Genomic DNA, 21673 nt, shown 5'->3' with positions numbered 1-21673 from the left:
CTTCCGTCATCCTGACGAAAGTCAGGATCCATTCGGCGCTGCGCTTTGGAGCGTTTCGCCCAACAGGGCTTCACCTCTTCTATGGGTTCCGCCCAACAGGGCTCCACGCCCGGCGATGGAGCGCCGAATGGATCCCGGATCAAGTCCGGGATGACGACGGTGATTGGGGTAGGCGTTCCGCCCAACAGGGCTTCATGTCTTTGAAGCGTTCCGCCGAAAACGGCTTCACGCCTTTGAGGCGTTCCGCCGAAAACGGCTTCACGCTGCTCGAAATGCTGGTCGCGCTGGCGGTGTTCAGCCTCGCGGCGCTGGCGCTGGTGCGGTTGCAGGGGGTGACGCTGCGCACCGCCGCCGATCTCGACAGCAAGGCGCTGGGCCAGATCGTCGCCCGCAACCTGATGGTCGAGGTAGAGAGCGATGTCGCTCCGCCCTCCGTGGGCGAGGAGGATGGCGAGGTCGAGAATGGCGGTCGCCGCTGGCACTGGACCCGCACCGTCAAGGCGACCGAGGACAAAAGGCTGTTGCAAGTCGATCTGGTGGTCGACGGCCAGCCGGGTGCGTCGCCGGTGGTGCTCAGCTTCCTGCGGGAGGTGGAGTGATGAGGCCGGAGAAGCCACAACGGGGACGGGATGAACAAGGTTTTACCCTCATCGAGCTGCTCGTCGCGCTGATGATCTTTGCGATGCTGGCGGCGGCGGGCGTGCTGCTGCTCGGCAACAGCGTGTCGGCGCAGGCGCAGGTCAAGGCGCGGCTGGACGACATGGCGGCGATCCAGCGGGCTGCGGGCGCGCTGTCGGCCGATCTGGGGCAGGCGGTGCCGCGCATCAGCCGCACCGAGGCGGGGACGCTGGCGCCGGCCTTCTGGGCGCATCGCGATGGCGAGGAACAGCCGGTGATGCAGTTCGTGCGCGGCGGATGGGACAATCTTGGCGATCTGCCCCGGCCGTCCTTGCAGAAGGTCGAATATTGGGTGCGGCAGGGCCGGCTCGAACGACGCGGCTATGCCCAGATCGACGGCGCGGCGGGTGACGAGCCGGCGGCGCTGCTCGACCATGTCGAGGAGGTGACGCTGCGCTTCCGCGATGGGGAGGGCGAATGGCGCGAGGATTGGACGCCGGGCCAGCCCGACCTGATGCCGCGTGCGGTGGAAATGATGGTGACGCGCACCGGCGAGCCGCCGGTGACGCTCCGCTTCCTGGTGGCGCCCGGTCCCAAGGAAGCGCTGCCCGAGGATATGGAGGCGGCCAATGCGGCGACCTGATCCCAACCGTCCCGAAGAACGCGGCGCCGCGCTGCTGACCGTATTGCTGCTGGTCGCGGTGATGGCGGTGGTGGCGGCAACCGCGCTGGAGCGGGTGGCGCTGGCGACGCGGATGACCGGCAATGGCGGCGCGGTCGACCAGGGGCGGGCCTATGCCGATGCCGGCATGGTGATCGCGCGGCTGAAGATCGGTGACCTGATCGCGGCCAGCCCCGGCAAGACGACCTTGGCGGGCAACTGGATGGGCACGCCGCAGGCGATCCCGGTGCCCGGCGGTATCGCGACGGCGAGGGTGACCGATGGCGGCAACTGCTTCAACCTCAACAGCGTCGTCGCCGGCGACAATGAGAATAACCTGAAGGTCCGTCCGGTCGGCGTATCGCAATTTCAGGGACTGTTGCAGGCGCTGGGCATCGATGCGCGCCAGGCGCAGGCCGCCGCCGCTTCGCTTGCCGACTGGATCGACACCGACAGCGCGCCCCAGCCGGGCGGCGCGGAGGACGAGACCTATGCCCGCGCAGCGCGGCCCTATCGCACGGGCAACCGCTTCATGGTCGACGCCAGCGAACTGCGCGCGGTGAACGGCATTACGCCGGCGATCTACGATCTGGTGCGGCCCTGGGTCTGTGCGCTGCCGACGTCGGATCTTTCGCCGATCAATATCAATACCTTGCTGCCCGATCAGGCGCCGCTGTTCGCGATGCTGCTGCCCGGGCAACTGAGTATCGCCCAGGCGCGGCAATTGCTGGCGCAGCGACCGGCGGACGGCTACGGCAGCACGGTGCAATTCTGGGCTATGCCCTCGCTGGCGGGGCTCAGCCCGCTCGCCGAGGTGGCCGAACAGGTCAAGTTGACGACGGGATTTTTCAGAGTGGATGTGTCGGTGAATGTGGGGGGAACCGAGATAGTGGAGCGCGGCCTGATCGATGCGCGACAGCAGCCGGTGGTGCTGTTGCGGCGTGATTGGGGGGCGGGCGCATGAGCGCAGCCGATGCCCTGATCCTTGCCCTGCCCGAAGGGGCGGAGGACGCGCCGACATGGATGCGTGTGGTGGATGGCGCGATCGTCCAGACCGGCACGGGCGCCAACTGGCTGGCTGCCTGTGGCCTGGCCGCGCTGCCCGACAGGGCGCGGGTGATGCTGGTGCCACCGGCCGCGCTGGTGGCGCTGCACTGGGTGTCGCATCCCGACCTGCCCGCGCGGCAGGGACGCGCTGCTGCGCGGCTGGGCGCGCTGGCCGGCGCGATCCTGCCGTCCGACCAGTTGTTCGCCGCCGCCGACGAGAATGACGATCCGGCCCGGCCGCATATCGTGGCGGTCGCAGCGCGCAGCGACATGCAGCATTGGCTGCTCTGGGCACAGCATCATGGGCTGGACCCGGACATCATCGTGCCGGCCGCGCTGCTGCTGCCGGAAAGCGATAATGGTTTCGTATCCGGAATGATTGCTGGAATGCCGGTCTTGCGCGGCCCGGACATGGCGCTGACCGGCGACATGGCGCTGCCCGAACTGATCGGCAATGCGCCGGTGCGAGCGGTCGCAGCCGAAGAGATCGATGCGCAGATCGTCGCCGCGCTCGATGCGCCGCCGATCGACCTGCGCCAGGGCGATTTCGCCAAGCGGGTCAGGCGGCAGATCGACGCGCGGGTGCTGGGCCGGATCGCGATCTGGTGCGGGCTGATCCTGCTGGCGAGCCTGCTCCTCAGCCTGGTGACGTTGGTACGGCAGAATGTCGCCGCCAGCCAGGTCGATGACCAAAGCCTGGGCCTAGCCCGGCAGGTGCTGCCCGATGCGAGCGATGTGATGCAGGTCGAGGCGGAGATGGACCGGCAACTCGCTGCGCGCGGAGCTGGCGCCTATGCCTTCACCGCGCCGGTCGCCGGCCTGATGAGCGCGATGCAGGATGCGCCGGGCGTGTCGCTGACGTCGCTGTCGCGCGATCCCGACGGCATGCTGCGCGCGACGCTGGCCGCGGCCAAGGCGGATGACATCAACATCGTGTTGCTGGCGCTGCAGGCGGCCGGTTACACGATCACGGCGACCCCGTCCCAGGATCCGGGCGGGCGCACGCTGGCAGATATTACGGTGCGGTCATGATGGACAGGATGAAAGCCTATTGGACCGAGCGATCGCCGCGCGAGCAGTGGATGCTGGGCGTGATGTTCGCGCTGCTGGCGGTGGTGATATTGTGGCTGGGCGTGGCGCGGCCGCTGACCCATGCGCAGCGTTCCGCCCGCGAAGCCTTAAGCGAAGCGACCGATCGCAATGCGGCGATCCGCGCCAAGGTGAAGCTGCTGAAAGCTTTGCCGCGCAGGCCCGCGCCGACCGGCCCGGCCATCCCGATCGAGCAGTTTGTCGGCCAGAGTGCGGGCGAAGCCGGGTTGACGCTGGAACGGGCGCAGCCGCAGGGCAATGACCGGATGGAAATCGCCATCGCATCGGTTCGTCCGACGGCGATGATGAGCTGGATCGCCGGGCTGGAGGCGCAGGGGCTGCGCGTCGAGACGATGAGCGCACGGCCTTCGCCGACGGCGGGCAGCGTGTCGGTACAGGCGGTGCTGGTGCGGGGAGGCGGCCAATGAAGGGTCTGATCCTGTCGCGCCGGATGCGCATCATCCTGATCGCGTTGTTCATATTCGGCCTGATCGTCTTCCTGCCGATGCGGGTGGCGCTGGGGCTGGCGCAGCTTGACCGGCTGGGCCTAGCCGCGCGCGAGATACGCGGCAGCGTGTGGAGCGGGCGGATCGACCAGCTGATGCTGGGCGAAATGCCGATGGGGTCGGTGCGCGCCGGCCTGTCGCCGCTATCGCTGCTGGTCGGCCGGGCGCGGTTCGACATTGCCCGGACCAAGGGCCAGCCTGACGATATACAGGGTGCGCTGACCGTCGGGCTCGGCCGGATCGGCATCGACGATGTGACAGGGGCGGTGCCGCTGGGCCGCACCTTCGCGCCGCTGCCGGTCAGCGGGCTGATGATGGAGGATGTCAGCGGCTATTTTTCCGGCGATGTCTGTGGCCATGCCGAAGGCCGGGTGCGGGCGCGGATGGCGACGCAGATTGTCGGGCTGAACCTGTCGCAGGGGCTGTCGGGTACGGTCGCCTGCGATGGTGACGCGCTGCTGCTGCCGCTGGTCAGCCAGTCGGGGATGGAGAAGATCAATCTGCGCATCTGGCGGTCGGGCCGCTATACCGCCGAAATGCGGGTGGAAACCGCTGACCCGGCGCTGGCCGGGACACTGGGCCAAGCGGGCTTCGCCACGGTCGGTAACGCCTATGTGCTGAAGGTCGAAGGGACGCTGTGATCGATCCCTGGGCGGCCCTGGTCGGCGCGGTCGCGGGCGCGATCGCGGGCAGCTTCCTTGCCACCCTGATCCTGCGCTGGCCGCAGGGGCGGGGCGTGATGCGCGGCCGGTCGGCCTGTGACGGCTGTGGCCGGATGCTGGGGCCGATCGATCTGGTGCCGATGCTGAGCGCGCTGGTGCAGCGCGGCCGATGCCGGACCTGTGGCGCGGCGATCGATCCGCTCCATGGCCGGGTGGAGGCGGGCTGCGCCATCATCGGCGCGCTGGCGCTGGGCTTCGTGCCGGATCTGGGCGGCATCGGCTGGGCGCTGCTCGGCTGGATGCTGCTGACCCTGGCGCTGCTGGACTGGCGCCATTTCTGGCTGCCCGATGCGCTGACCCTGCCACTCGCTTTCCTCGGCTTCACCCTGGGGCTGTGGACCACCGACGTCGCGCTGGTCGACCGGGTGATCGGCGCGGCGGCGGGCTATCTGGGGCTGCTGGCGATCGCGCTTGGCTATCGCGCGCTGCGCGGGCGCGAAGGGCTGGGGCTGGGCGACGCGAAGCTGCTCGGCGCGATCGGCGCCTGGCTGGGCTGGCAGGCGCTGCCCTTCATCCTGCTGATCGCGGCGTTGCTGGGGCTGGCGGGAGCGCTGGTCGCGCTGGCGCTGGGCCGGGCGGTGCAGGGGCAGAGCCGGGTGCCGCTGGGGACTTTGCTGGCGATCGCGACGCTGCCGGGCTGGATTGTGCGGGGGCTGATCTAGAGAGTGACGAGATTATCTAGGCCGGGTGGGTAAGTTCAGACGGGCAAATACGACCATTTTTAGACATTGATAGCCAACTGTTGAGCCGCCATAACCGGACGATATGAACGCAGCTATTTTCCTGCTGGCTGGGGCGGTTTTATTTGCTGCGCTGCTAGCGCGCGGCCTTATAGCTGGGCAAATGCCTTCTTACGGTCTCTCGCCTATGCGCCAAGGGGAGCCGATGTTGTATTGGATGTATGCAGGGCGACTAACCGCACTGGCGCTTATTTTTGGGTTAGCCGCAATCAGCATGTGGCACTGACCAAAATTGCTCCGTTCCAGACTGACACCAGGCAGTCCGCTTCCCACCCATTTCGGCCGTTTGACAGGTGCCCGATTTCCCCTCGCTGCCTATTCCCGCAATCGCCTGGCCACCAATGGCGCGACCTTGGCGGTGATGCGCTGGACGCCTTGCGGGTTGGGGTGGATGCCGTCGGGCAGCAGCAGGCTGCGCTGGCCGATCACGCCGTCGAGGAAGAAGGGGTAGAGCGGCACGCCATGCTTCTTCGCCAGGTCCGGGTAGATCGGGTTGAAGGCGGCGGCATAGTCCGGCCCCATATTGGGCGAGGCCATCATGCCGGTCAGCATCGCGGGAATGCCGCGCTTGGCGAGTTCGGTCAGGATGGCGTCGATATTGGTCCGGGTCGCCTGTGGGCTGAGGCCACGCAGCATGTCATTACCGCCCAGGCCCACGAGGACCAGGTCGGGCTTGCGCGGCAGGCCGTCGAGACCGAAGGCGAGGCGGGCGAGGCCATCGGCGCTAGTGTCGCCCGACACGCCGGCATTGACAACATGGGCCTTGATCCCCTGTTTTGACAGGGCTTGTTCAAGGATGGGTGCAAAGCCCTGATCCTGCTGAAGATTATAGCCGGCATAGAGGCTGTCGCCGAACACGACGACCAGCTTGCCATCAGCGATTGGCTGTGTCGCCTTCGCTGTCATGTTCGCTGCATTATCGGCGGCGGCGGGAAGCGCCTCTTGCTTCGTTGGGGAACAGGCGGCGAGCAGTTGGACAAGCAGCAGCGAGAACCCATATAGCCGGAAACCGTTCGCCAAGGAGCCTTCCTTCTTCATGCATGCGACCATCGATGCCCCCCATATCGCGATCCAGGCGCGCAATGTCACCCTCTCGCTCGGCAACACGCAGATATTGAAGGGCATCGACCTGGATATTCGTCGCGGCGAGAGCCTGGCGATATTGGGCGCGTCGGGATCGGGCAAGTCGTCGCTGATGGCGATCCTGTCGGGGCTGGAGCAGGCGAGCGGTGGCACGGTCAGCGTGGCCGGCGTCGATTATCGCGCGCTCGACGAGGATGGGCTGGCGCGGGCGCGGCGCGGGCGGATCGGCATCATCCTGCAATCCTTCCATCTGTTGCCGACGATGACGGCGCTGGAAAATGTCGCCGTGCCGCTGGAACTGGCGGGGCTGGCCGATCCGTTCGAGCGGGCGGCGCGGGAATTGACGGCGGTGGGCCTGGGCCATCGCCTGTCCCATTATCCCGCCCAGCTATCGGGCGGCGAGCAGCAGCGCGTGGCGATCGCCCGGGCCATGGCGCCCGATCCGGCGATATTGTTCGCGGACGAACCCACCGGCAATCTGGACCAGGCGACCGGCACGGCGATCATCGACCTGCTGTTCGCCCGGCAACAGGCCAGCGGCGCGACCCTGCTGATCATCACCCATGATCCGGCGCTGGCGGCGCGGTGCGACCGGACCGTCGAGATGCGCGACGGCCAGTTGAGCGGCGAGGTCGCCGCGTGACGACATTGGGCTGGGGGGCAAGCTGGCGGATTGCGCGGCGCGATCTGCATGCCGGGTTCCGGGGGCTGCGGCTGCTGTTCGTCTGTCTGTTCCTGGGCGTGATGACGCTGGCGGCGATCGGCAGCCTGACCAGCGCGATCACCGGCGAGATTGCCGGGCGGGGGCAGGCGATCCTGGGCGGCGATGTCGAGATCGCGATGAGCCAGCGGCTGATGGATGCCGGGGATCGGCAGGCGATCGCCCGGCTGGGCAGGGTGAGCGAGACGGTACGGATGCGCGCCATGGCGCAAAAGGCCGGGGCGCAGCCTTTGCTGACCGAACTCAAGGGCGTGGACGACGCCTATCCGCTCTATGGCGCGCTGACCCTGGCGCAGGGACGCTATGCCCCGCTGGCGGCAGACACTATCCTCATCGGCCCGGCGCTGGCGCAGCGGCTGGAACTGAAGCCGGGCGATCGATTGCGCTATGGCCAGGCGGATTTTTCCGTCTCTGGCATCATCGCCGATGAACCCGATCGGGTAGGCGAGGGCTTTACCCTGGGGCCGGTGGCGATCGTCTCGATGCAGGGTATGGAACGCACCGCGCTGGTCCAGCCGGGTAGCCTCTATCGCGCGAAATATCGGCTGCGCCTGCCTGCCGGCAGCGATGCCCAGGCAGTGCGCGAGCGGCTGGAGCAGCGCTATGCGGCGCAGGGTTGGGAATATAAGGATCGCGATCGGGCGGCGCCGGGCACCAATCGCTTCATCGAGAATATGGGCCAGTTTCTCTCGCTGATCGGCCTTGCGGCGCTGGTGATCGCGGGGATTGGCGTGAGCAACGGCGTCGCATCCTATCTGGCGATCAAGCGCGGCAGCCTGGCGACGCTGAAGGTGCTGGGGGCAACATCGGCCGATATCGCACGCATCTATATGCTGCAGTTGGGGGCGGTGGCGGGATTGGCCATCTTTGCGGGGCTTGCCGCGGGGGCTTTGTTGCCGCCATTGCTGGTCGCGCTGGCTGGTGGGATGCTGCCGGTCCAGCCCGGTTTCCAGCTGCATCTTCTGCCGCTTCTGACCAGTGGCATATATGGCGCGCTGATCGCGCTGATCTTCACCCTGCCGCCGCTGGCACAGGCCCGGACCGAGCCGGTCGCCGCGATCCTGCGCGCCCTGATCGCCCCGCGTCGCCGGATCGACCGACGCACGGTGATGCTGGTCGGCATGGCCGTTGCCGTCCTGATCGCCATCACCCTGTTGACGGCGCGCGCGCCGCTGTTTGCAGCGGCCGTGCTGGGGGCGGTGGCGGGAGTGCTGCTGTTGCTGTTGCTGTTGGGGCAAGGCGTGCGCCTGCTGGCCCGGCGGGTGCGGCGGCCGCGGCGTCCCTTGTTGCGGCTGGCGATCGCCAACCTGTATCGGCCCGGTGCCCAGACGGCGGCACTGGTCGTCGCGCTCGGTCTGGCGCTTACCCTGTTCGTGACGCTGGCTGGCATCCAGACCAGCGTGCAGGCGGAAATTGCCCGCACCGTGCCGAAACGGGCGCCCAACCTCTTCGTGCTCGACCTGCCCGCGACCGGAGAGCCGCAATTGCGGCTGCTGGCGGCGCTGCATGCTCCCGGCGCCGAACTGAATATCGTGCCCACCCTGCGCGGGACGGTCACCGCCTATGGCGGCAAACCGGTCGTGGCGCTGAAGGAAAAGCCGGAGGGCGCCTGGATTTTGCGCGGCGAGCGCGGCGTGACCTATAGCGAGACCCTGCCCGCCGGCAGCGAGCTGGAGGCCGGCCAATGGTGGCCCCGGGACTATGCCGGGCCACCGCTGCTGTCGGTAGACGCCGAACAGGCGCATGCGCTGGGCGTCGGCGTCGGCGACAGCATGACCGTCACGATATTGGGCCGGCCGATCGAGGCGCGGATCGCGTCGCTGCGCAAGGTCAACTGGGACACGATGGGATTCAATTATATGCTGGTCTTCTCGCCCAACACGCTGGCCGCCGCGCCGCACAGCCTGACCGCGACGATCACGATGGAGAAGGGGCGCGAGGCGGCGATGACGACTGCCTTGCTCGCCGCCTTCCCCGGCGCGTCGGTGATCGAGGTGGGCGAGGTGATCGGCCAGGTATCGGCGCTACTCGACCAGATGTCCGGGGCGATCCTGGCGGCGGCGTCGGTGACCATATTGGCGGGGGTGGCCGTGCTGATCGGCGCGATCGCGGCATCACGCCAGAGCCGCAGCTACGACAGCGTGGTGTTGAAGCTGCTGGGGGCGACGCGCGGTCAGATATTGGGCGCGCAAGCCCTGGAATATGGACTGTTGGCGCTATTGCTGTCGGCCATCGCCTTGCTGCTGGGAACGGGAGCGGCCGCCTATGTCGTGGTCCGGGTCTTCGATTTCGGCTGGGCGCCCGACTGGCCCGTCATGCTGGCGACGCTGGCGGGCGGAGCGGTGTTGACGCTGGGCATCGGTCTGGCCGGCTCCCTCCCGCTGATGTCGGTGCGCCCGGCTCGGGCACTGCGTCAGCTATAGCCTATTGTTTGGGCATCTTCATATAGAGTGGCAGGCTGAGGCTCAGGAAGAAGGCTTCGCCTTCCAGCCGGTTGGTGGCGTCAAATTCCTTGAAAGCGCGCAGGCGGAAGGTCGCGGGAGAGCGTCCCATCACGACGTTGAGCGCGGCGGTTGCGCCGACGCCGGCGATCTCGCCCCGAAAGGCGCCAAGACGTGCGCCGGCGCCCGTGTCATCGCTGATCTGCTTGAGCCAATAGCCCTGGACGCCCATCGAGAATTTCTTCGACAAGGCCTTTTCCACCGCGCCTTCGAGGTGGAACTCGTTACCGCTATTATAGTCGGTATAGTCGTTCTTGCCGTTGAAGGTGACGCCGCCCTTGCCCGAAATGTCCCAGCCTGACGCATCGTCATGCCAGCTGAGCGCCAGCGAGCCGTCAACCGCCCAGCGGTGAAAGGCGAGATTGGCCAACTGGTCTTCGCGATAATGGCCGATCGGGACGTTGACCAGCGTACTGGCCTGGATGTTCAGCTTGCCTGCCTTCCAGCCGAGCATGACCGTGCCCACCGGATCGCCGACGACGAGCGCCGAATCATGGACATTGATGCTGCGCTGGTTCCCGAGAGGACCGGTAATGACGGCGTTGACGTCGAGCATCGGTGCGCCCACCGGGACGATCGCGCCGATCGCCAACGTGCCACCCAGGAAATTTGTCGATGGAACCGCAAGGGTCGTGAGGAAATCCCCGACGATCGTCGCGTCCAGACCCGCAACGACGTTGCCGCCGACGACGAACTGCTTGTCGGCGCCTGCACTGCCATTGTAGATATAGACGCTGTCGTCGAAATATACGCCCTCCAGCGGCGGCATGACCGCCGTTCCCGGACCGCCGGAACCCAGCAGGTAAAGACTGCTGCCTCCTTCCGAAGCATGGGCCGTTCCGCACAGTGCGGCCAGCGGCAGGGAAGCGATGGTGAGACAGGTCTTCAGATGATGATACATGGCTCTAATACCCGTTGGCCCCTGCGGGGATGAAAGTCGGGCAATCATCTCTTGTGCGGGGGCAATGGACCATCGGGACATTTCCCGACATTTCCCGGGATTGGTCGCATGCGTCGCGGCGCCGATAATTATGCTAGATGTTTCCCTATCCGGCGATAACCAAGCTTATCCCTCGCTTGTCACGTGGGGCTATGGCAGGGTTGCGTCCGATCAAGCGGCATGTGCCTGTTCGTTCAGCATAGGCCGGTGACGAGAAAAATGGGGAGGACGGCGGCGGATGGGGGTTATCTTGCGCAATGCTCGGGGAAACCCGCATTGTGTCCTGCCGCAGCGCCGCGATGATGGCTGTCTGCCCCATGGCAGACCGCACTCATCGATTAACAGGGGTTAGATCATGGGAAGGCCATTACATCGGATACTGATTGCCGACGACCATGAGGCCCTGAGGCAGGGGGTCCGGACGTTCCTGGAAGCCCATGACCACTGGCAGATCGTGGCAGAGGCATCCGACGGGCATGAAGCGCTCAAGGCCGCGCGTGAGACCCAGCCTGATATCGCAATTCTCGACTATTCCCTGCCGTTGATGAATGGCCTGGAACTGACGCGCGCGCTCAAGCATGAATTTCCGCGGATCGAAATCCTGATCTATACGATGCACGATCGGGAGGATTTGCTGGTCGAAGTGCTGCGGGCCGGCGCGCGCGGTTATGTGCTCAAGTCCGACAATGGCCCGCATCTGCTGTCGGCGGTGGAAGCGCTGGCCGTTCGCAAGCCCTATTTTTCGGCGGCCATTTCCGAAACGCTGCTCGACCATTTTGTCAAAAGCAGCATGGCCGGGGGCAATGTCGCCACGCTTACCCCGCGTGAGCGGGAGATCGTACAGTTGATTGCCGAGGGCAAGATCAACAAGCAGATCGCCCATTTGCTCGAAATCAGCGTGAAGACGGTGGAAACCCACCGCGCGGCGGCGATGCACAAGCTGAAGCTTGGCACCACCGCCGAACTGGTGCGCTATGCGGTGCGCAACAATATCGTCGAACCCTGAACCGCGCCGCCGTCAGGCGGCGACCAGTTCGCCCTCGCCATAATAGGCGCTCTCGTCGAGAATGCCCTCGCGCTTGGCGACGATCACGCCGACCAGCACCTGGCCCGCGACGTTGACGGCGGTGCGGCCCATGTCGAGGATCGGGTCGATCGCCAGCAACAGGCCGGCGCCTTCGAGCGGCAGGCCGAGCGTCGAGAGGGTCAGCGTCAGCATCACGATCGCGCCGGTCAGGCCAGCGGTCGCGGCCGAGCCGATGACCGAGACGAAGACGATCAGCACATAGTCGATGAAGTGCAGCGGGATGCCATAGAAGCCCGCGACGAAGATCGCCGCCAGCGCCGGATAGATGGAGGCGCAGCCGTCCATCTTGGTGGTCGAGGCGAGCGGGATCGCGAAGGCGGCATAGCCCTTGTCGACGCCCAGCCGCTCGGTCACGGTCTCGGTCACCGGCAGGGTGCCGACCGACGAGCGCGAGACGAAGGCGAGTTGGATCGCCGGCCAGGCCTTGGCGAAGAAGGGGCCGGGTTTCAGGCCATTGGCGATCAGCAGCAGCGGATAGACGACCAGCAGGACGAGGCCGAGGCCGAGATAGATGGCGGCGGTGAAGGTGCCGAGTTGGGCCAGCGCGCTCCAGCCATAGGTCGCGATGGCGGTGCCGATCAGCGCGGCCGAGCCGATCGGGGTCAGGCGGATGACCCAGCCCAGGATCGCGCGGACGACGGCGAGCAGTGAGCGGACGAAGGAGAGGAAGGGCTCCGCCTTGTCGCCGACCTTCAGCGTGGCGAGGCCGACCGCGATCGAGATGACCAGCAATTGCAGGATGTTGAACGAGATGCTGGTGCTGGCGCTGCCGTCGGTGATCTTGGTGCCGGCCGACAGGGCCAGGCTATTGCCGGGGACGAGGCCCTTGAGGAAATCGAGCCAGCCGCCGACCGAATCCGCCTTGCCCATGGCAAGCGCGGTGCCGTGCAGGCCCGCACCCGGCTGGACGATGAGGCCGATCGCAAGGCCGATGCTGACCGCGATCAGCGCGGTGATCGCGAACCAGAGCAGGGTCTGGCCGGCGAGGCGGGCGGCATTGTCGAGTGCGCGCAGATTGGCGATCGACGCGACGATCGCGGCGAAGACCAAGGGCGGCACGATCGCCTTCAACAGCGAGACGAAGATCGATCCGACCGTCTTGAGCGTGGTCGCCAGCCAGTTGAGGTCGCCATCGGGGCCTGCGCCGATCTGGCGCGCGACGAGACCAAGGGCAAGGCCCACGACCATGCCGAGCAGAACCTGGAAGCCGAAGCTGCGATAATTGAGGGCCATGATGGCTTTATTCCTTTGGACGACCGGCGCGCTATATCGGATGGCATCGGTCCGATTGCGCGCAAGCAATTCTTTCAAGGGGTTCAGTGCGGATAAGGTGGCCCTCTTTCCGCGCGCCGTCCGATCAAACGCATGGAACGACGCGATCCGCTATGCCACAATCGCCGTACGGGTCCATAAAGGAGTATAAATATATGCAATTGCGGGGGATATTGCTGGCGGGGGCGATGCTGGCCGGAGGGGGCTGGCAATGCCGGTTGGCGCACAGGCGGCAGCGGATGCGGGCGTGGCCAAGGAGATTCTGAAGAAATCGGTCGCGTTCAGGACGGTCGAGGGCGCGGGGCAGGTGCCCGGGCTGGCCGCCTATTATGCCTCGGTGCTGAAACAGGCGGGCTTTGCCGACGCCGATATCGTCATCACCCCGATGGGCGAGACCGCGACCCTGGCGGCGACGATCAAGGGGCGTGATCCCAGCCTGAAGCCCATGCTGATGATCGGTCATATGGATGTGGTGGCCGCCGATCGCGCCGACTGGACGCGCGATCCCTTCGTCCCGGTCGAAGAGGATGGCTATATTTTCGGGCGCGGGTCCGAAGATAACAAATATGATGTCGCGATGATGGTCGCGACGCTGGCGCAGCTCAAGAAGGAGGGCTGGACCCCGCGCCGCACCGTCATCCTGCTCTTGTCGGGCGACGAGGAAACCAACATGGTCACCACCAAGGCGCTGGCGGCCAAGTACAAGGATGCCGAGCTGCTGCTGAACGGCGATGGCGGTGGCGGCCTGCTCGACGAGAGTGGCAAGCCCGTCCTCTACCAGTTGCAGGCGGGCGAGAAGACCTATGCCGATTTCGAGATCGGCTTGACCGATCCGGGCGGTCATTCGAGCGCGCCGACGCCGGGCAACCCGATCTATCGGCTGGCCAAGGCGATCGACCGGATCGCGGCCTATCAGTTCCCGCCGATGATCAACGAACTGACCAAGGCGTCGCTCAGCCTGTCGGCGCAACGGATCGGCGGCGATGTGGGAGAGGCGATGCGCCTCTATGCCGCGACCCAGGATCCGGCCTCTGCGGAACTGCTGTCGAGCCGACCGGAATTTGTCGGGCAGGTCCGCACCACCTGCGTCGCGACCATGCTGTCGGGCGGCCATGCGCTCAATGCGCTGCCGCAAAGCGCCAAGGTCAGCGTCAATTGCCGCATCTTCCCCGGCGTGAAGATCGACGACGTGAAGGCGCAGCTGGTCAAGGTGGTGGATGATCAAAGCGCGACCTTCACCACGCTCAACGACCCGACCGGAAGCGATGCCTCGCCATTGCGCGACGATGTGGTGAAGGCCGTGGCCGCCGCGATCAAGGCGCGCTCGCCCGCGATCACGGTGATGCCGGGCATGTCGGCCGGCGCGACCGACAGCCTCTATTTCCGCGCGCTGGGCGTGCCCAGCTATGGCGTCTCCAGCCTGTTCATGAAGGCCGAGGACGGCTTTGCCCATGGCCTCAATGAACGGGTGCCGGTGGCGGGCATTGCCGCCTCGCTGGCCCAGTGGGACAGCGTGGTGCGGGCGCTGGCGAAGTAACGGCTATCCTTTCCGTTCGGGCTGAGCGAAGTCGAAGCCCGACACTGAGCGAAGCGAAGTGGCCTTCCGATGGTGGGCCGTGCCCTTCGACTTCGCTCAGGGCGAACGGATGGATATCAGCCCCGCACGGCCACCGCATTGGCGGCCGAAAGGACGGCCTTGACCGAGGCGGTCGCGACGTCGCTGTCGGTGCCGATGCCGAAGACGGTGCGGCCGTCGGCGGTGCGGCATTCGACATAGGCGGCGGCGTTCACGTCGGTGCCGGCGCCGATGGCGTGCTCATTATAGTCGGCGACGTCGAGGACCACGCCCAGTTCGTCGCGCAGTGCGGCCAGCACCGACGAGATGAGGCCGTTGCCGCGACCCGAGATCGAGCGCTCACCGCCTTCATGGACGATCTTGCCGGTGAAGATGCGGTCGCCCGCGCTGCCGCTCTCATGATAGTCGATCAGGCTGTAGGCCTGGTCGCCAGTCTGGTGATAATAATTGTCGAACGCGGCCGAGATGTCGGCGGCGTTGAGTTCGCGGCTCGACTGGTCGGCCAGCGCCTGCACCACCTTCGAAAAGTCGGCCTGCATCCGCTTGGGCAGCTTGTAACCCTTGTCCTGCTGCAGCACCCAGGCGACGCCGCCCTTGCCCGACTGCGAATTGACGCGGATCACCGCTTCATAGTCGCGGCCCAGATCCTTGGGATCGATCGGCAGATAGGGGACGTTCCAGAACAGGTCGTTGCGCGCTTCCTGCGCGGCAAAGCCCTTCTTGATCGCGTCCTGATGCGAACCTGAGAAGGCGGTGAACACCAGTTCGCCGGCATAGGGGTGGCGCGGGTGGACGGGCAGCTGGTTGCAATATTCGACGGTCTGGATGACTTCGTCGATGTCGCTGAAGTCCAGTTCCGGGTCGATGCCCTGCGTGTACATGTTGAGCGCGACGGTCACCAGGTCGCAATTGCCGGTGCGTTCGCCATTGCCGAACAGGCAGCCTTCGACGCGGTCGGCGCCGGCCATGATGCCCAGTTCCGCGGCGGCAACGCCGGTGCCCCGGTCATTATGGGTGTGCAGCGAGATCACCACGCTGTCACGGCGCGAGATGTTGCGGCAGATCCATTCGATCTGGTCGGCATAGATGTTGGGGGTCGCGCACTCGACGGTGGCGGGCAGGTTCAGGATCAGCGGCCGTTCCGGCGTCGGCTGCAGAATGTCCATCACCGCCTCGCAGCATTCCAGGCTGAAATCCAGCTCGGCGGTCGAGAAGGTTTCGGGGCTATATTCGAAATGCCAGTCGGTGTCGGGCATGCGCGCCGCATTGTCGCGCAGCAGCTTGGCGGCGTTGATCGCGATCTGCTTGATTTCGGGCCGTTCCATCTGGAACACGATGTTGCGCCAGGCCGGCGAGATCGCGTTATAGACATGGACGATCGCCTGTTTCGCACCGCGCAGGCTTTCGAAGGTGGTGGCGATCAGGTCTTCGCGCGCCTGGGTCAGCACCTGGGGCATCACGTCGTCGGGGATCGCGCCGTCCTTGACCAGGCCCGAGATGAAATCGAACTCGGTCGCGCCGGCGGCGGGGAAGCCGACCTCGATCTCCTTGACGCCAACCTTGACCAGCAGGTCGAAGAAGCGGCGCTTCTTCTCCGCGTTCATCGGGTCGATCAGCGACTGGTTGCCGTCGCGCATGTCGGTCGACAGCCAGCGGGGCGCCTTGGTGATGACCTTGGAGGGCCATTGGCGATTGGGCAGGTCCACCTGGGGGAAGGGGCGGTATTTCTGCGAAGGATCGGTCAGCATCATGGGATCAAACTACTTCCTGGCACGGGACGCTATTGCGCGCTCCCGGGGTACGACTTGACTGTGATGAATGCCCTTAGGCGGATCGACGCTGCCCTTAGCCGGAAGGCAGCACAAAAGCCACGCCTAAGGGCGTGTAAGTCGTAGCAGGGTAAGAAGCGCGACGCTCTGCATGATGCTGTCCCCATAACCGCAGACAGGGGCAGGGGTAAAGCCGTTTCTTGCGAACGCGGCGTCAGGTGCGACGGAAAATTGCGTCGATGGTGAGGTCGACCTTGTCGGACACGAAGGGGCGGCCAAAGCCCATGCCATATTGGCTGCGCTCGACAGTCATGCTGCCGCTGAAATGGAGGGTGGCGATGCCGGGCGCTTCGTCGGGCGTGACGCCGGTCAGGCGGACGGATAGGGATACCGCACGCGTCTGGCCGTGCATGGTGAGTTCACCCGGAATGATGGATGCACTTGCGCTGCCCGCGAGCGGCGCTTCCCTCGCGACGAAGCGGACGGTCGGAAATCGGGCCATGTCGAAAAAGCTGTCGCCCTTCAACATGGCGTCGGTCGATGCGTCGCCGGTGGTCATCTTCTCGATCGGGAAGCGGATGTCGACATCGGCGCGATCCGGATGAGCAGGGTCGATCACGACGCCCCCTTCGGGCTCAACGAAATCCCCTGCATAGCTGCCGGCCAGTGCCTTCACATGGAAATGCACCTTGGTCGCCTGGCTATCGACCAGATAGCGGCCGGGGCCGAAGAGGCTGGATGCCTCCCCGGCCGGGGCAGCCGCCGCCGGCGCGCACGCGATCAGGCCCAGAAGGAGGATCGCGCGGGCCGGGCGGGGGATCATCACATCACTTCTGGAAGGCGACGATGATCTTCAGTTCGATATCGTCGCCGACCATGGGCACGCCATAGCCCATGCCGAAATCGCTACGCTTGATCTTGCCGGTCGCGACGAAGCCGACATTTTCCTTCTTGTTCATCGGGTTGGCGCCAGCGCCATAAAATTCGGCGTCCAGCGTCACCGGCTTGGTGATGCCCTTGATGGTCAGGTTGCCGCTGATGTCGGCCCCGGTGGCGCCATCCGGCTTCACGCTGGTCGACACGAACTTGGCGGTCGCGAACTTGGCTGAATCGAAGAATTCCGGCTTCATCAGATGCTCGTCGAGTGCCGGAATGCCGGTCTTGAGATTGGCGACGGGCACATCGATCGACACCTTGGAGGCGGCGGGGTTCGCCTTGTCGAGGGTCAGGGTGCCGGTCGGCTGGGCGATGACGCCCATATTGTTGGTGAAGCCCATATGATCATAGGCGAAGACGATCTGGGTGTGGGTCGGCTCGACCTGATAGGTGCCGCCAGTAACCTTGGCGACATCCTTGGTGCCGGGGGCGGCTGCGCCCTGGGCGATCACGACGGTGCCACCGGCAACAGCGATCAGGGCCGCGGCGGGAATGAGATATTTGCGCATGGGAAACGCTCTCCAAAAGCATTCAAGGGACGAGGCACAGAATATGCCACGTCCCTCGATTGTTCCAGAGGCGTAACCGGAAACGGATCGTTCCGTTTCCGGTGCGCGAAAGGCTTAGTTCTTGTCCTTGTTGACCAGCTTGTTGGCGCCGATCCAGGGCATCATGGCGCGCAGCTGCGAACCGGTCTTTTCGATCTGGTGGGCGGCAGCCTGCTTGCGCGAAGCCTTCAGTTCCGGCTGGCCGGCGCGGTTGTCGAGGATGAAGTCCTTGACGAAGCGGCCCGACTGGATGTCGGCCAGAACGCGCTTCATTTCCTTCTTGGTTTCCTCGGTGATGATGCGCGGGCCGGTCTTGATGTCGCCATATTCGGCGGTGTTCGAGATCGAGTAGCGCATGTCGGCGATGCCGCCTTCATACATCAGGTCGACGATCAGCTTCAGCTCGTGCAGGCACTCGAAATAGGCCATTTCCGGCGCGTAGCCGGCTTCGACCAGGGTTTCAAAACCGGCCTGGACCAGCGCGGTGGCGCCGCCGCACAGCACGGCCTGCTCGCCGAACAGGTCGGTTTCGCATTCCTCGCGGAAGTTGGTTTCGATGATGCCGCTGCGGCCGCCGCCGACGCCCGAAGCATAGGACAGGGCGATGTCATGGGCGTTGCCGGTCGCGTCCTGATGGACGGCGATCAGGCAGGGGACGCCGCCGCCGCGCTGATATTCGCCGCGCACGGTGTGGCCCGGACCCTTGGGCGCGATCATGATGACGTCGATGTCGGCGGGGACTTCGATCAGGCCGAAATGGATGTTCAGGCCATGGGCGAAGGCGAGCGCGGCGCCGGGGCGCAGATTGCCCTTGATGTCGGCTTCATAGATGGCGGCCTGGTGCTCGTCGGGCGCCAGGATCATCAGCACGTCGGCCCACTGGGCGGCTTCCTTGTTCGGCAGCACCTTGAAACCGGCGCCTTCGGCCTTCTTGGCGCTGGGCGAACCGGGGCGCAGTGCGATGGCGACATCGGCAACGCCGGAGTCGCGCAGATTCTGTGCATGGGCGTGGCCCTGCGAACCATAGCCCAATATGGCGACCTTCTTGCCCTTGATCAGGCCGATGTCCGCGTCGCGATCGTAATAAACCTTCATTGGAAAACCCCTTCTCGTCCCCCCATGCAGGGGGCGTTAGACAATAGTGGTGGAAAGAAACGCCGCCTGTGACGGCGCGGAATGGAATGTCAGGCCGGCTCCTTGCCGCGGATCAGGCCGGCGACGCCGGTGCGACCGACCTCGACCAGGCCGACCTGGCGCATCAGGCCGACGAAATTGTCGATCTTCTCGGTCGTGCCGGTGATCTCGAAGATGAAGCTTTCGATGGTGGTGTCGACCACCTTGGCACGGAACACATCGGCCAGGCGCAGGGCCTCGATCCGGTGATCGCCGGTGCCGGCGACCTTGACCAGCGCCAGTTCGCGCTCGACGAACGGACCGGCGTCGGTCAGGTCGGTCACCTTGTGCACCGGCACCAGCCGGTCGAGCTGGGCGATGATCTGGTCGATCACCTTGGGCGGGCCGTTGGTGACGATGGTGATGCGGCTGATTGCATGGTCGTCGGTAATGTCGGCCACGGTCAGGCTGTCGATATTATAGCCGCGTGCGGTGAACAGGCCGGCGATGCGGGCCAATATGCCCGCCTCGTTCGACACCGTCAGCGACAGGACGTGCCGCTCGCTCTGTTCTTCGTGGATATGCATCAGATGCTTGCCCCGTTATCCATATCTGCGCGCCCGTCCTTGTCGTCGTGGCGCTGCGAAATCATCGCCGCAAAGGCGAAATGCCAATCTCCATCCTGCCGGTGGGCGAGGCGAACGGGGAAACCCGCCACCGCGTCCAGCATCCGCGAAAGATGCTCGCCCACATAGCGCGGGCTGACCAGCAAGGTGCCGAAATGCCGCTCGTTGAAATCAAAACCCTGATCGAGATGCACTTCCCATTCCTCATTGTCGGGATCGACATGATCGATGGTCCAGCCGGTCAGTTCGGCCGACCCGGCGCTGCGCTCGAAATCCCAGGGCTCCGTCACATGGATGCGGAGCTTCAGATGTTGCGTCACGCTCCGACCCTTAAACCAGCGCCTTGGCCTCGTCCGACATGACACCCTCGATCTGGTTGGGATCGAGCAGCATGTCGGTATGGGCTGCGCCCGACGGGATCATCGGGAAGCAGTTGGAGAGCTTTGCCACGCGGCAATCGACGATCACGGGGCCGTCGGTTTCCAGCATCTGGCGGATGCCGGCCTCCAGTTCCTGCGGTCCTTCGATGCGGATGCCGGTCCAGCCATAGGCTTCGCCCAGCTTCACGAAGTCGGGCAGGCTGTCGGAATAGCTGTTGGAATAGCGGCTTTCATAGGTCAGTTCCTGCCACTGGCGGACCATGCCCATATATTCATTGTTCAGGATGAAGATCTTCACCGGAAGGCGATATTGGGTCGCGGTGCCCATTTCCTGGATGTTCATCTGGATCGATGCGTCGCCGGCGATGCAGATGCTGATGCTGTCGGGATTGCCCATCTGCGCGCCGATGGCGGCAGGGAAGCCATAGCCCATGGTGCCAAGGCCCCCGGATGTCAGCCACTTGTTCGGCTCTTCAAAACCGAAATGCTGGGCGGCCCACATCTGATGCTGGCCGACTTCGGTGGTGATGATGATGTCCTTGCCGGTCGCGCGGGTGGCCTTGTAAAGGTCCGCGATCGCCTTTTGCGGCATGATCTCGCTGCCGCTGTCGGGATAGGACAGGCTCTTCTTGGCGCGCCATTCGGCGATCCGCGCCCACCAGGCCGACAGGTCCGCCTTTTCATGGCCGCGCTGCTTCCACAGGGCGATCATATCCTCCAGCGCGCTGCCGACATCGGCGACGACCGCGACATCGACGTCGACGATCTTGTTGATCGAGCTGCGGTCGATATCGATATGCACCTTGCGGCTGTTGGGCGCGAAGGCGTCCAGCCGGCCGGTGACGCGATCGTCGAAACGCGCGCCGATGCAGATGATGAGGTCCGCCTGGTTCATCGCCCAATTGGCTTCGTAGGTGCCGTGCATGCCCAGCATGCCGACCCACTGGTCGGAGGATGCGGGGAAGGCGCCCAGGCCCATCAGGGTCGATGTGACCGGCGCGCCGGTCATCGCCGCCAGTTCGCGCAGCAAGGCGCTGGCCTGCGGACCCGAATTGATGACACCGCCGCCGGTGTAGAAGATCGGCCGTTCCGCTGCCGCCAGCATCTCGACCGCCGCGTCGATCGCGCTGGCATCCGCCTTGGTCTGCGGATGATAGCTGGCATGGACCTTCAGTTCCGGCCGGGCATAGGGCGCGGTCGCGATCTGGACATTTTTGGGAATGTCGACGACGACCGGGCCGGGGCGGCCGGTGGTGGCGATGTGGAATGCCTCATGGACGACGCCGGCCAGCTTGGCAGGGTCCTTCACCAGATAATTATGCTTGGTGCAGTGGCGCGTGATGCCGACCGTGTCCGCTTCCTGGAAGGCGTCGGTGCCGATCAGTTGCGTGGGCACCTGGCCGGTAATGACGACCATCGGGATCGAATCGAGCAGCGCGTCGGTGATGCCGGTGACGGCATTGGTCGCGCCCGGGCCGGACGTGACCAGGACGACGCCGGGCTTGCCGGTCGAGCGGGCATAGCCCTCCGCCATGTGGGTCGCGCCCTGTTCATGGCGTACTAGGACATGCTTGATCGTGGGGTGATTATAGAGCGCGTCATAGATGGGCAGCACGGCGCCGCCCGGATAGCCGAACACAACTTCGACGCCCAGATCAACCAGGCATTCGACCAAAATGTCCGCGCCGCTCTTTTCGGCCACGATGAAACTCCTCTTTTTTAAGATGCTGGCTCGCGG

At 65.3% G+C, this 21673-nt stretch carries 21 protein-coding genes; 11 read left to right on the top strand and 10 right to left on the bottom strand.

Annotated features, from left to right (window positions below):
- Positions 1 to 194: 194 nt before the first annotated feature.
- The 7 genes from gspI to PMI04_RS12885 are packed head-to-tail and all read left to right on the top strand — an operon-like array spanning position 195 to position 5305.
- On the top strand, positions 195 to 599 hold the full coding sequence (gene gspI / locus PMI04_RS12915; protein ID WP_007713503.1) for a type II secretion system minor pseudopilin GspI: 405 nt from the start codon (positions 195 to 197) through the stop codon (positions 597 to 599).
- Positions 599 to 1261, top strand: coding sequence for a type II secretion system minor pseudopilin GspJ (gene gspJ, locus PMI04_RS12910; RefSeq protein ID WP_007713504.1), 663 nt, complete (start codon positions 599 to 601; stop codon positions 1259 to 1261). The genes gspI and gspJ overlap by 1 nt, the downstream gene beginning before the upstream one ends.
- Positions 1248 to 2243, top strand: a complete 996-nt coding sequence (gene gspK, locus PMI04_RS12905) for a type II secretion system minor pseudopilin GspK (protein ID WP_007713505.1) — start codon at positions 1248 to 1250, stop codon at positions 2241 to 2243. The genes gspJ and gspK overlap by 14 nt, the downstream gene beginning before the upstream one ends.
- A complete protein-coding gene (gene gspL / locus PMI04_RS12900) occupies positions 2240 to 3358 on the top strand; it encodes a type II secretion system protein GspL (protein WP_007713506.1) in 1119 nt (372 codons plus the stop codon). Before gspK ends, gspL begins: the two co-directional genes overlap by 4 nt.
- Positions 3355 to 3843 (top strand): type II secretion system protein M, encoded by a 489-nt coding sequence (locus tag PMI04_RS12895; RefSeq protein WP_007713507.1) that lies wholly within the window; start codon positions 3355 to 3357, stop codon positions 3841 to 3843. Before gspL ends, PMI04_RS12895 begins: the two co-directional genes overlap by 4 nt.
- A complete protein-coding gene (gspN, locus tag PMI04_RS12890) occupies positions 3840 to 4562 on the top strand; it encodes a type II secretion system protein N (RefSeq protein ID WP_007713508.1) in 723 nt (240 codons plus the stop codon). The genes PMI04_RS12895 and gspN overlap by 4 nt, the downstream gene beginning before the upstream one ends.
- On the top strand, positions 4559 to 5305 hold the full coding sequence (locus tag PMI04_RS12885) for an A24 family peptidase (protein ID WP_007713510.1): 747 nt from the start codon (positions 4559 to 4561) through the stop codon (positions 5303 to 5305). The genes gspN and PMI04_RS12885 overlap by 4 nt, the downstream gene beginning before the upstream one ends.
- A gap of 393 nt (positions 5306 to 5698) precedes the next feature.
- On the opposite strand, the gene PMI04_RS12880 is transcribed toward PMI04_RS12885, so the two are convergent.
- The gene (locus tag PMI04_RS12880; protein ID WP_037485781.1) at positions 5699 to 6421 is read right to left on the bottom strand and encodes an arylesterase; all 723 of its coding nucleotides are present in this window, start codon (positions 6419 to 6421) and stop codon (positions 5699 to 5701) included.
- Between PMI04_RS12880 and PMI04_RS12875 the strand changes: the two genes are divergently transcribed.
- Positions 6420 to 7109 (top strand): ATP-binding cassette domain-containing protein, encoded by a 690-nt coding sequence (locus PMI04_RS12875; protein ID WP_007707553.1) that lies wholly within the window; start codon positions 6420 to 6422, stop codon positions 7107 to 7109. The two genes, PMI04_RS12880 and PMI04_RS12875, sit on opposite strands and share 2 nt — an antisense overlap.
- A complete protein-coding gene (locus PMI04_RS12870) occupies positions 7106 to 9610 on the top strand; it encodes an FtsX-like permease family protein (RefSeq protein ID WP_007707550.1) in 2505 nt (834 codons plus the stop codon). The genes PMI04_RS12875 and PMI04_RS12870 overlap by 4 nt, the downstream gene beginning before the upstream one ends.
- A gap of 1 nt (position 9611) precedes the next feature.
- Here PMI04_RS12870 and PMI04_RS12865 read toward each other — a convergent pair whose 3' ends face one another.
- A complete protein-coding gene (locus tag PMI04_RS12865) occupies positions 9612 to 10589 on the bottom strand; it encodes a transporter (protein ID WP_007707548.1) in 978 nt (325 codons plus the stop codon).
- A 394-nt stretch (positions 10590 to 10983) separates the two neighbouring features.
- Between PMI04_RS12865 and PMI04_RS12860 the strand changes: the two genes are divergently transcribed.
- Positions 10984 to 11634, top strand: a complete 651-nt coding sequence (locus PMI04_RS12860) for a response regulator transcription factor (RefSeq protein WP_007707544.1) — start codon at positions 10984 to 10986, stop codon at positions 11632 to 11634.
- Positions 11635 to 11646: 12 nt separating this feature from the next.
- On the opposite strand, the gene PMI04_RS12855 is transcribed toward PMI04_RS12860, so the two are convergent.
- On the bottom strand, positions 11647 to 12948 hold the full coding sequence (locus PMI04_RS12855) for a dicarboxylate/amino acid:cation symporter (RefSeq protein ID WP_007707541.1): 1302 nt from the start codon (positions 12946 to 12948) through the stop codon (positions 11647 to 11649).
- Between the two features lie 250 nt (positions 12949 to 13198).
- On the opposite strand from PMI04_RS12855, the gene PMI04_RS12850 reads away from it, so the two are divergent.
- Entirely contained in the window at positions 13199 to 14524 is a 1326-nt protein-coding gene (locus PMI04_RS12850) for a M20/M25/M40 family metallo-hydrolase (protein ID WP_037485813.1), read from the top strand.
- A 116-nt stretch (positions 14525 to 14640) separates the two neighbouring features.
- Here the strand turns inward: PMI04_RS12850 and leuA are convergent, their stop codons facing one another.
- From leuA to PMI04_RS12815, 7 genes are all read right to left on the bottom strand, one after another.
- Positions 14641 to 16314 (bottom strand): 2-isopropylmalate synthase, encoded by a 1674-nt coding sequence (gene leuA / locus PMI04_RS12845; protein WP_007707532.1) that lies wholly within the window; start codon positions 16312 to 16314, stop codon positions 14641 to 14643.
- 232 nt (positions 16315 to 16546) lie between these two features.
- Entirely contained in the window at positions 16547 to 17155 is a 609-nt protein-coding gene (locus PMI04_RS12840; RefSeq protein ID WP_007707529.1) for a YceI family protein, read from the bottom strand.
- Positions 17156 to 17159: 4 nt separating this feature from the next.
- Complete coding sequence (locus tag PMI04_RS12835; RefSeq protein ID WP_007707526.1) at positions 17160 to 17777, bottom strand: YceI family protein; 618 nt, start codon at positions 17775 to 17777, stop codon at positions 17160 to 17162.
- A 114-nt stretch (positions 17778 to 17891) separates the two neighbouring features.
- Complete coding sequence (gene ilvC, locus PMI04_RS12830) at positions 17892 to 18911, bottom strand: ketol-acid reductoisomerase (protein ID WP_007707524.1); 1020 nt, start codon at positions 18909 to 18911, stop codon at positions 17892 to 17894.
- An 89-nt stretch (positions 18912 to 19000) separates the two neighbouring features.
- The gene (gene ilvN, locus PMI04_RS12825) at positions 19001 to 19516 is read right to left on the bottom strand and encodes an acetolactate synthase small subunit (RefSeq protein ID WP_007707522.1); all 516 of its coding nucleotides are present in this window, start codon (positions 19514 to 19516) and stop codon (positions 19001 to 19003) included.
- A complete protein-coding gene (locus tag PMI04_RS12820) occupies positions 19516 to 19875 on the bottom strand; it encodes a hypothetical protein (protein WP_007707518.1) in 360 nt (119 codons plus the stop codon). Before PMI04_RS12820 ends, ilvN begins: the two co-directional genes overlap by 1 nt.
- A gap of 10 nt (positions 19876 to 19885) precedes the next feature.
- Positions 19886 to 21637, bottom strand: a complete 1752-nt coding sequence (locus PMI04_RS12815; protein ID WP_007707515.1) for an acetolactate synthase 3 large subunit — start codon at positions 21635 to 21637, stop codon at positions 19886 to 19888.
- Between the last annotated feature and the right edge of the window lie 36 nt (positions 21638 to 21673).

This window comes from Sphingobium sp. AP49 (assembly GCF_000281715.2).
Taxonomy (GTDB): Bacteria; Pseudomonadota; Alphaproteobacteria; order Sphingomonadales; family Sphingomonadaceae; genus Sphingobium.
This window is presented reverse-complemented; position numbering and strand designations above follow the sequence as displayed.

What these genes read in the sequence shown, in the direction of transcription:
- PMI04_RS12850 (WP_037485813.1), top strand. Translation starts at nt 13,199, where the DNA reads ATGCCGGTTGGCGCACAGGCGGCAGCGGATGCGGGCGTGGCCAAGGAG.
- gspJ (WP_007713504.1), top strand. Translation starts at nt 599, where the DNA reads ATGAGGCCGGAGAAGCCACAACGGGGACGGGATGAACAAGGTTTTACC.
- leuA (WP_007707532.1), bottom strand. Translation starts at nt 16,314, where the DNA reads ATGATGCTGACCGATCCTTCGCAGAAATACCGCCCCTTCCCCCAGGTG.
- gspK (WP_007713505.1), top strand. Translation starts at nt 1,248, where the DNA reads ATGCGGCGACCTGATCCCAACCGTCCCGAAGAACGCGGCGCCGCGCTG.
- ilvN (WP_007707522.1), bottom strand. Translation starts at nt 19,516, where the DNA reads ATGCATATCCACGAAGAACAGAGCGAGCGGCACGTCCTGTCGCTGACG.
- PMI04_RS12835 (WP_007707526.1), bottom strand. Translation starts at nt 17,777, where the DNA reads ATGCGCAAATATCTCATTCCCGCCGCGGCCCTGATCGCTGTTGCCGGT.
- PMI04_RS12855 (WP_007707541.1), bottom strand. Translation starts at nt 12,948, where the DNA reads ATGGCCCTCAATTATCGCAGCTTCGGCTTCCAGGTTCTGCTCGGCATG.
- PMI04_RS12865 (WP_007707548.1), bottom strand. Translation starts at nt 10,589, where the DNA reads ATGTATCATCATCTGAAGACCTGTCTCACCATCGCTTCCCTGCCGCTG.
- ilvC (WP_007707524.1), bottom strand. Translation starts at nt 18,911, where the DNA reads ATGAAGGTTTATTACGATCGCGACGCGGACATCGGCCTGATCAAGGGC.
- PMI04_RS12895 (WP_007713507.1), top strand. Translation starts at nt 3,355, where the DNA reads ATGATGGACAGGATGAAAGCCTATTGGACCGAGCGATCGCCGCGCGAG.
- gspI (WP_007713503.1), top strand. Translation starts at nt 195, where the DNA reads ATGTCTTTGAAGCGTTCCGCCGAAAACGGCTTCACGCCTTTGAGGCGT.
- PMI04_RS12875 (WP_007707553.1), top strand. Translation starts at nt 6,420, where the DNA reads ATGCATGCGACCATCGATGCCCCCCATATCGCGATCCAGGCGCGCAAT.
- PMI04_RS12840 (WP_007707529.1), bottom strand. Translation starts at nt 17,155, where the DNA reads ATGATCCCCCGCCCGGCCCGCGCGATCCTCCTTCTGGGCCTGATCGCG.
- gspN (WP_007713508.1), top strand. Translation starts at nt 3,840, where the DNA reads ATGAAGGGTCTGATCCTGTCGCGCCGGATGCGCATCATCCTGATCGCG.
- gspL (WP_007713506.1), top strand. Translation starts at nt 2,240, where the DNA reads ATGAGCGCAGCCGATGCCCTGATCCTTGCCCTGCCCGAAGGGGCGGAG.
- PMI04_RS12880 (WP_037485781.1), bottom strand. Translation starts at nt 6,421, where the DNA reads ATGAAGAAGGAAGGCTCCTTGGCGAACGGTTTCCGGCTATATGGGTTC.
- PMI04_RS12860 (WP_007707544.1), top strand. Translation starts at nt 10,984, where the DNA reads ATGGGAAGGCCATTACATCGGATACTGATTGCCGACGACCATGAGGCC.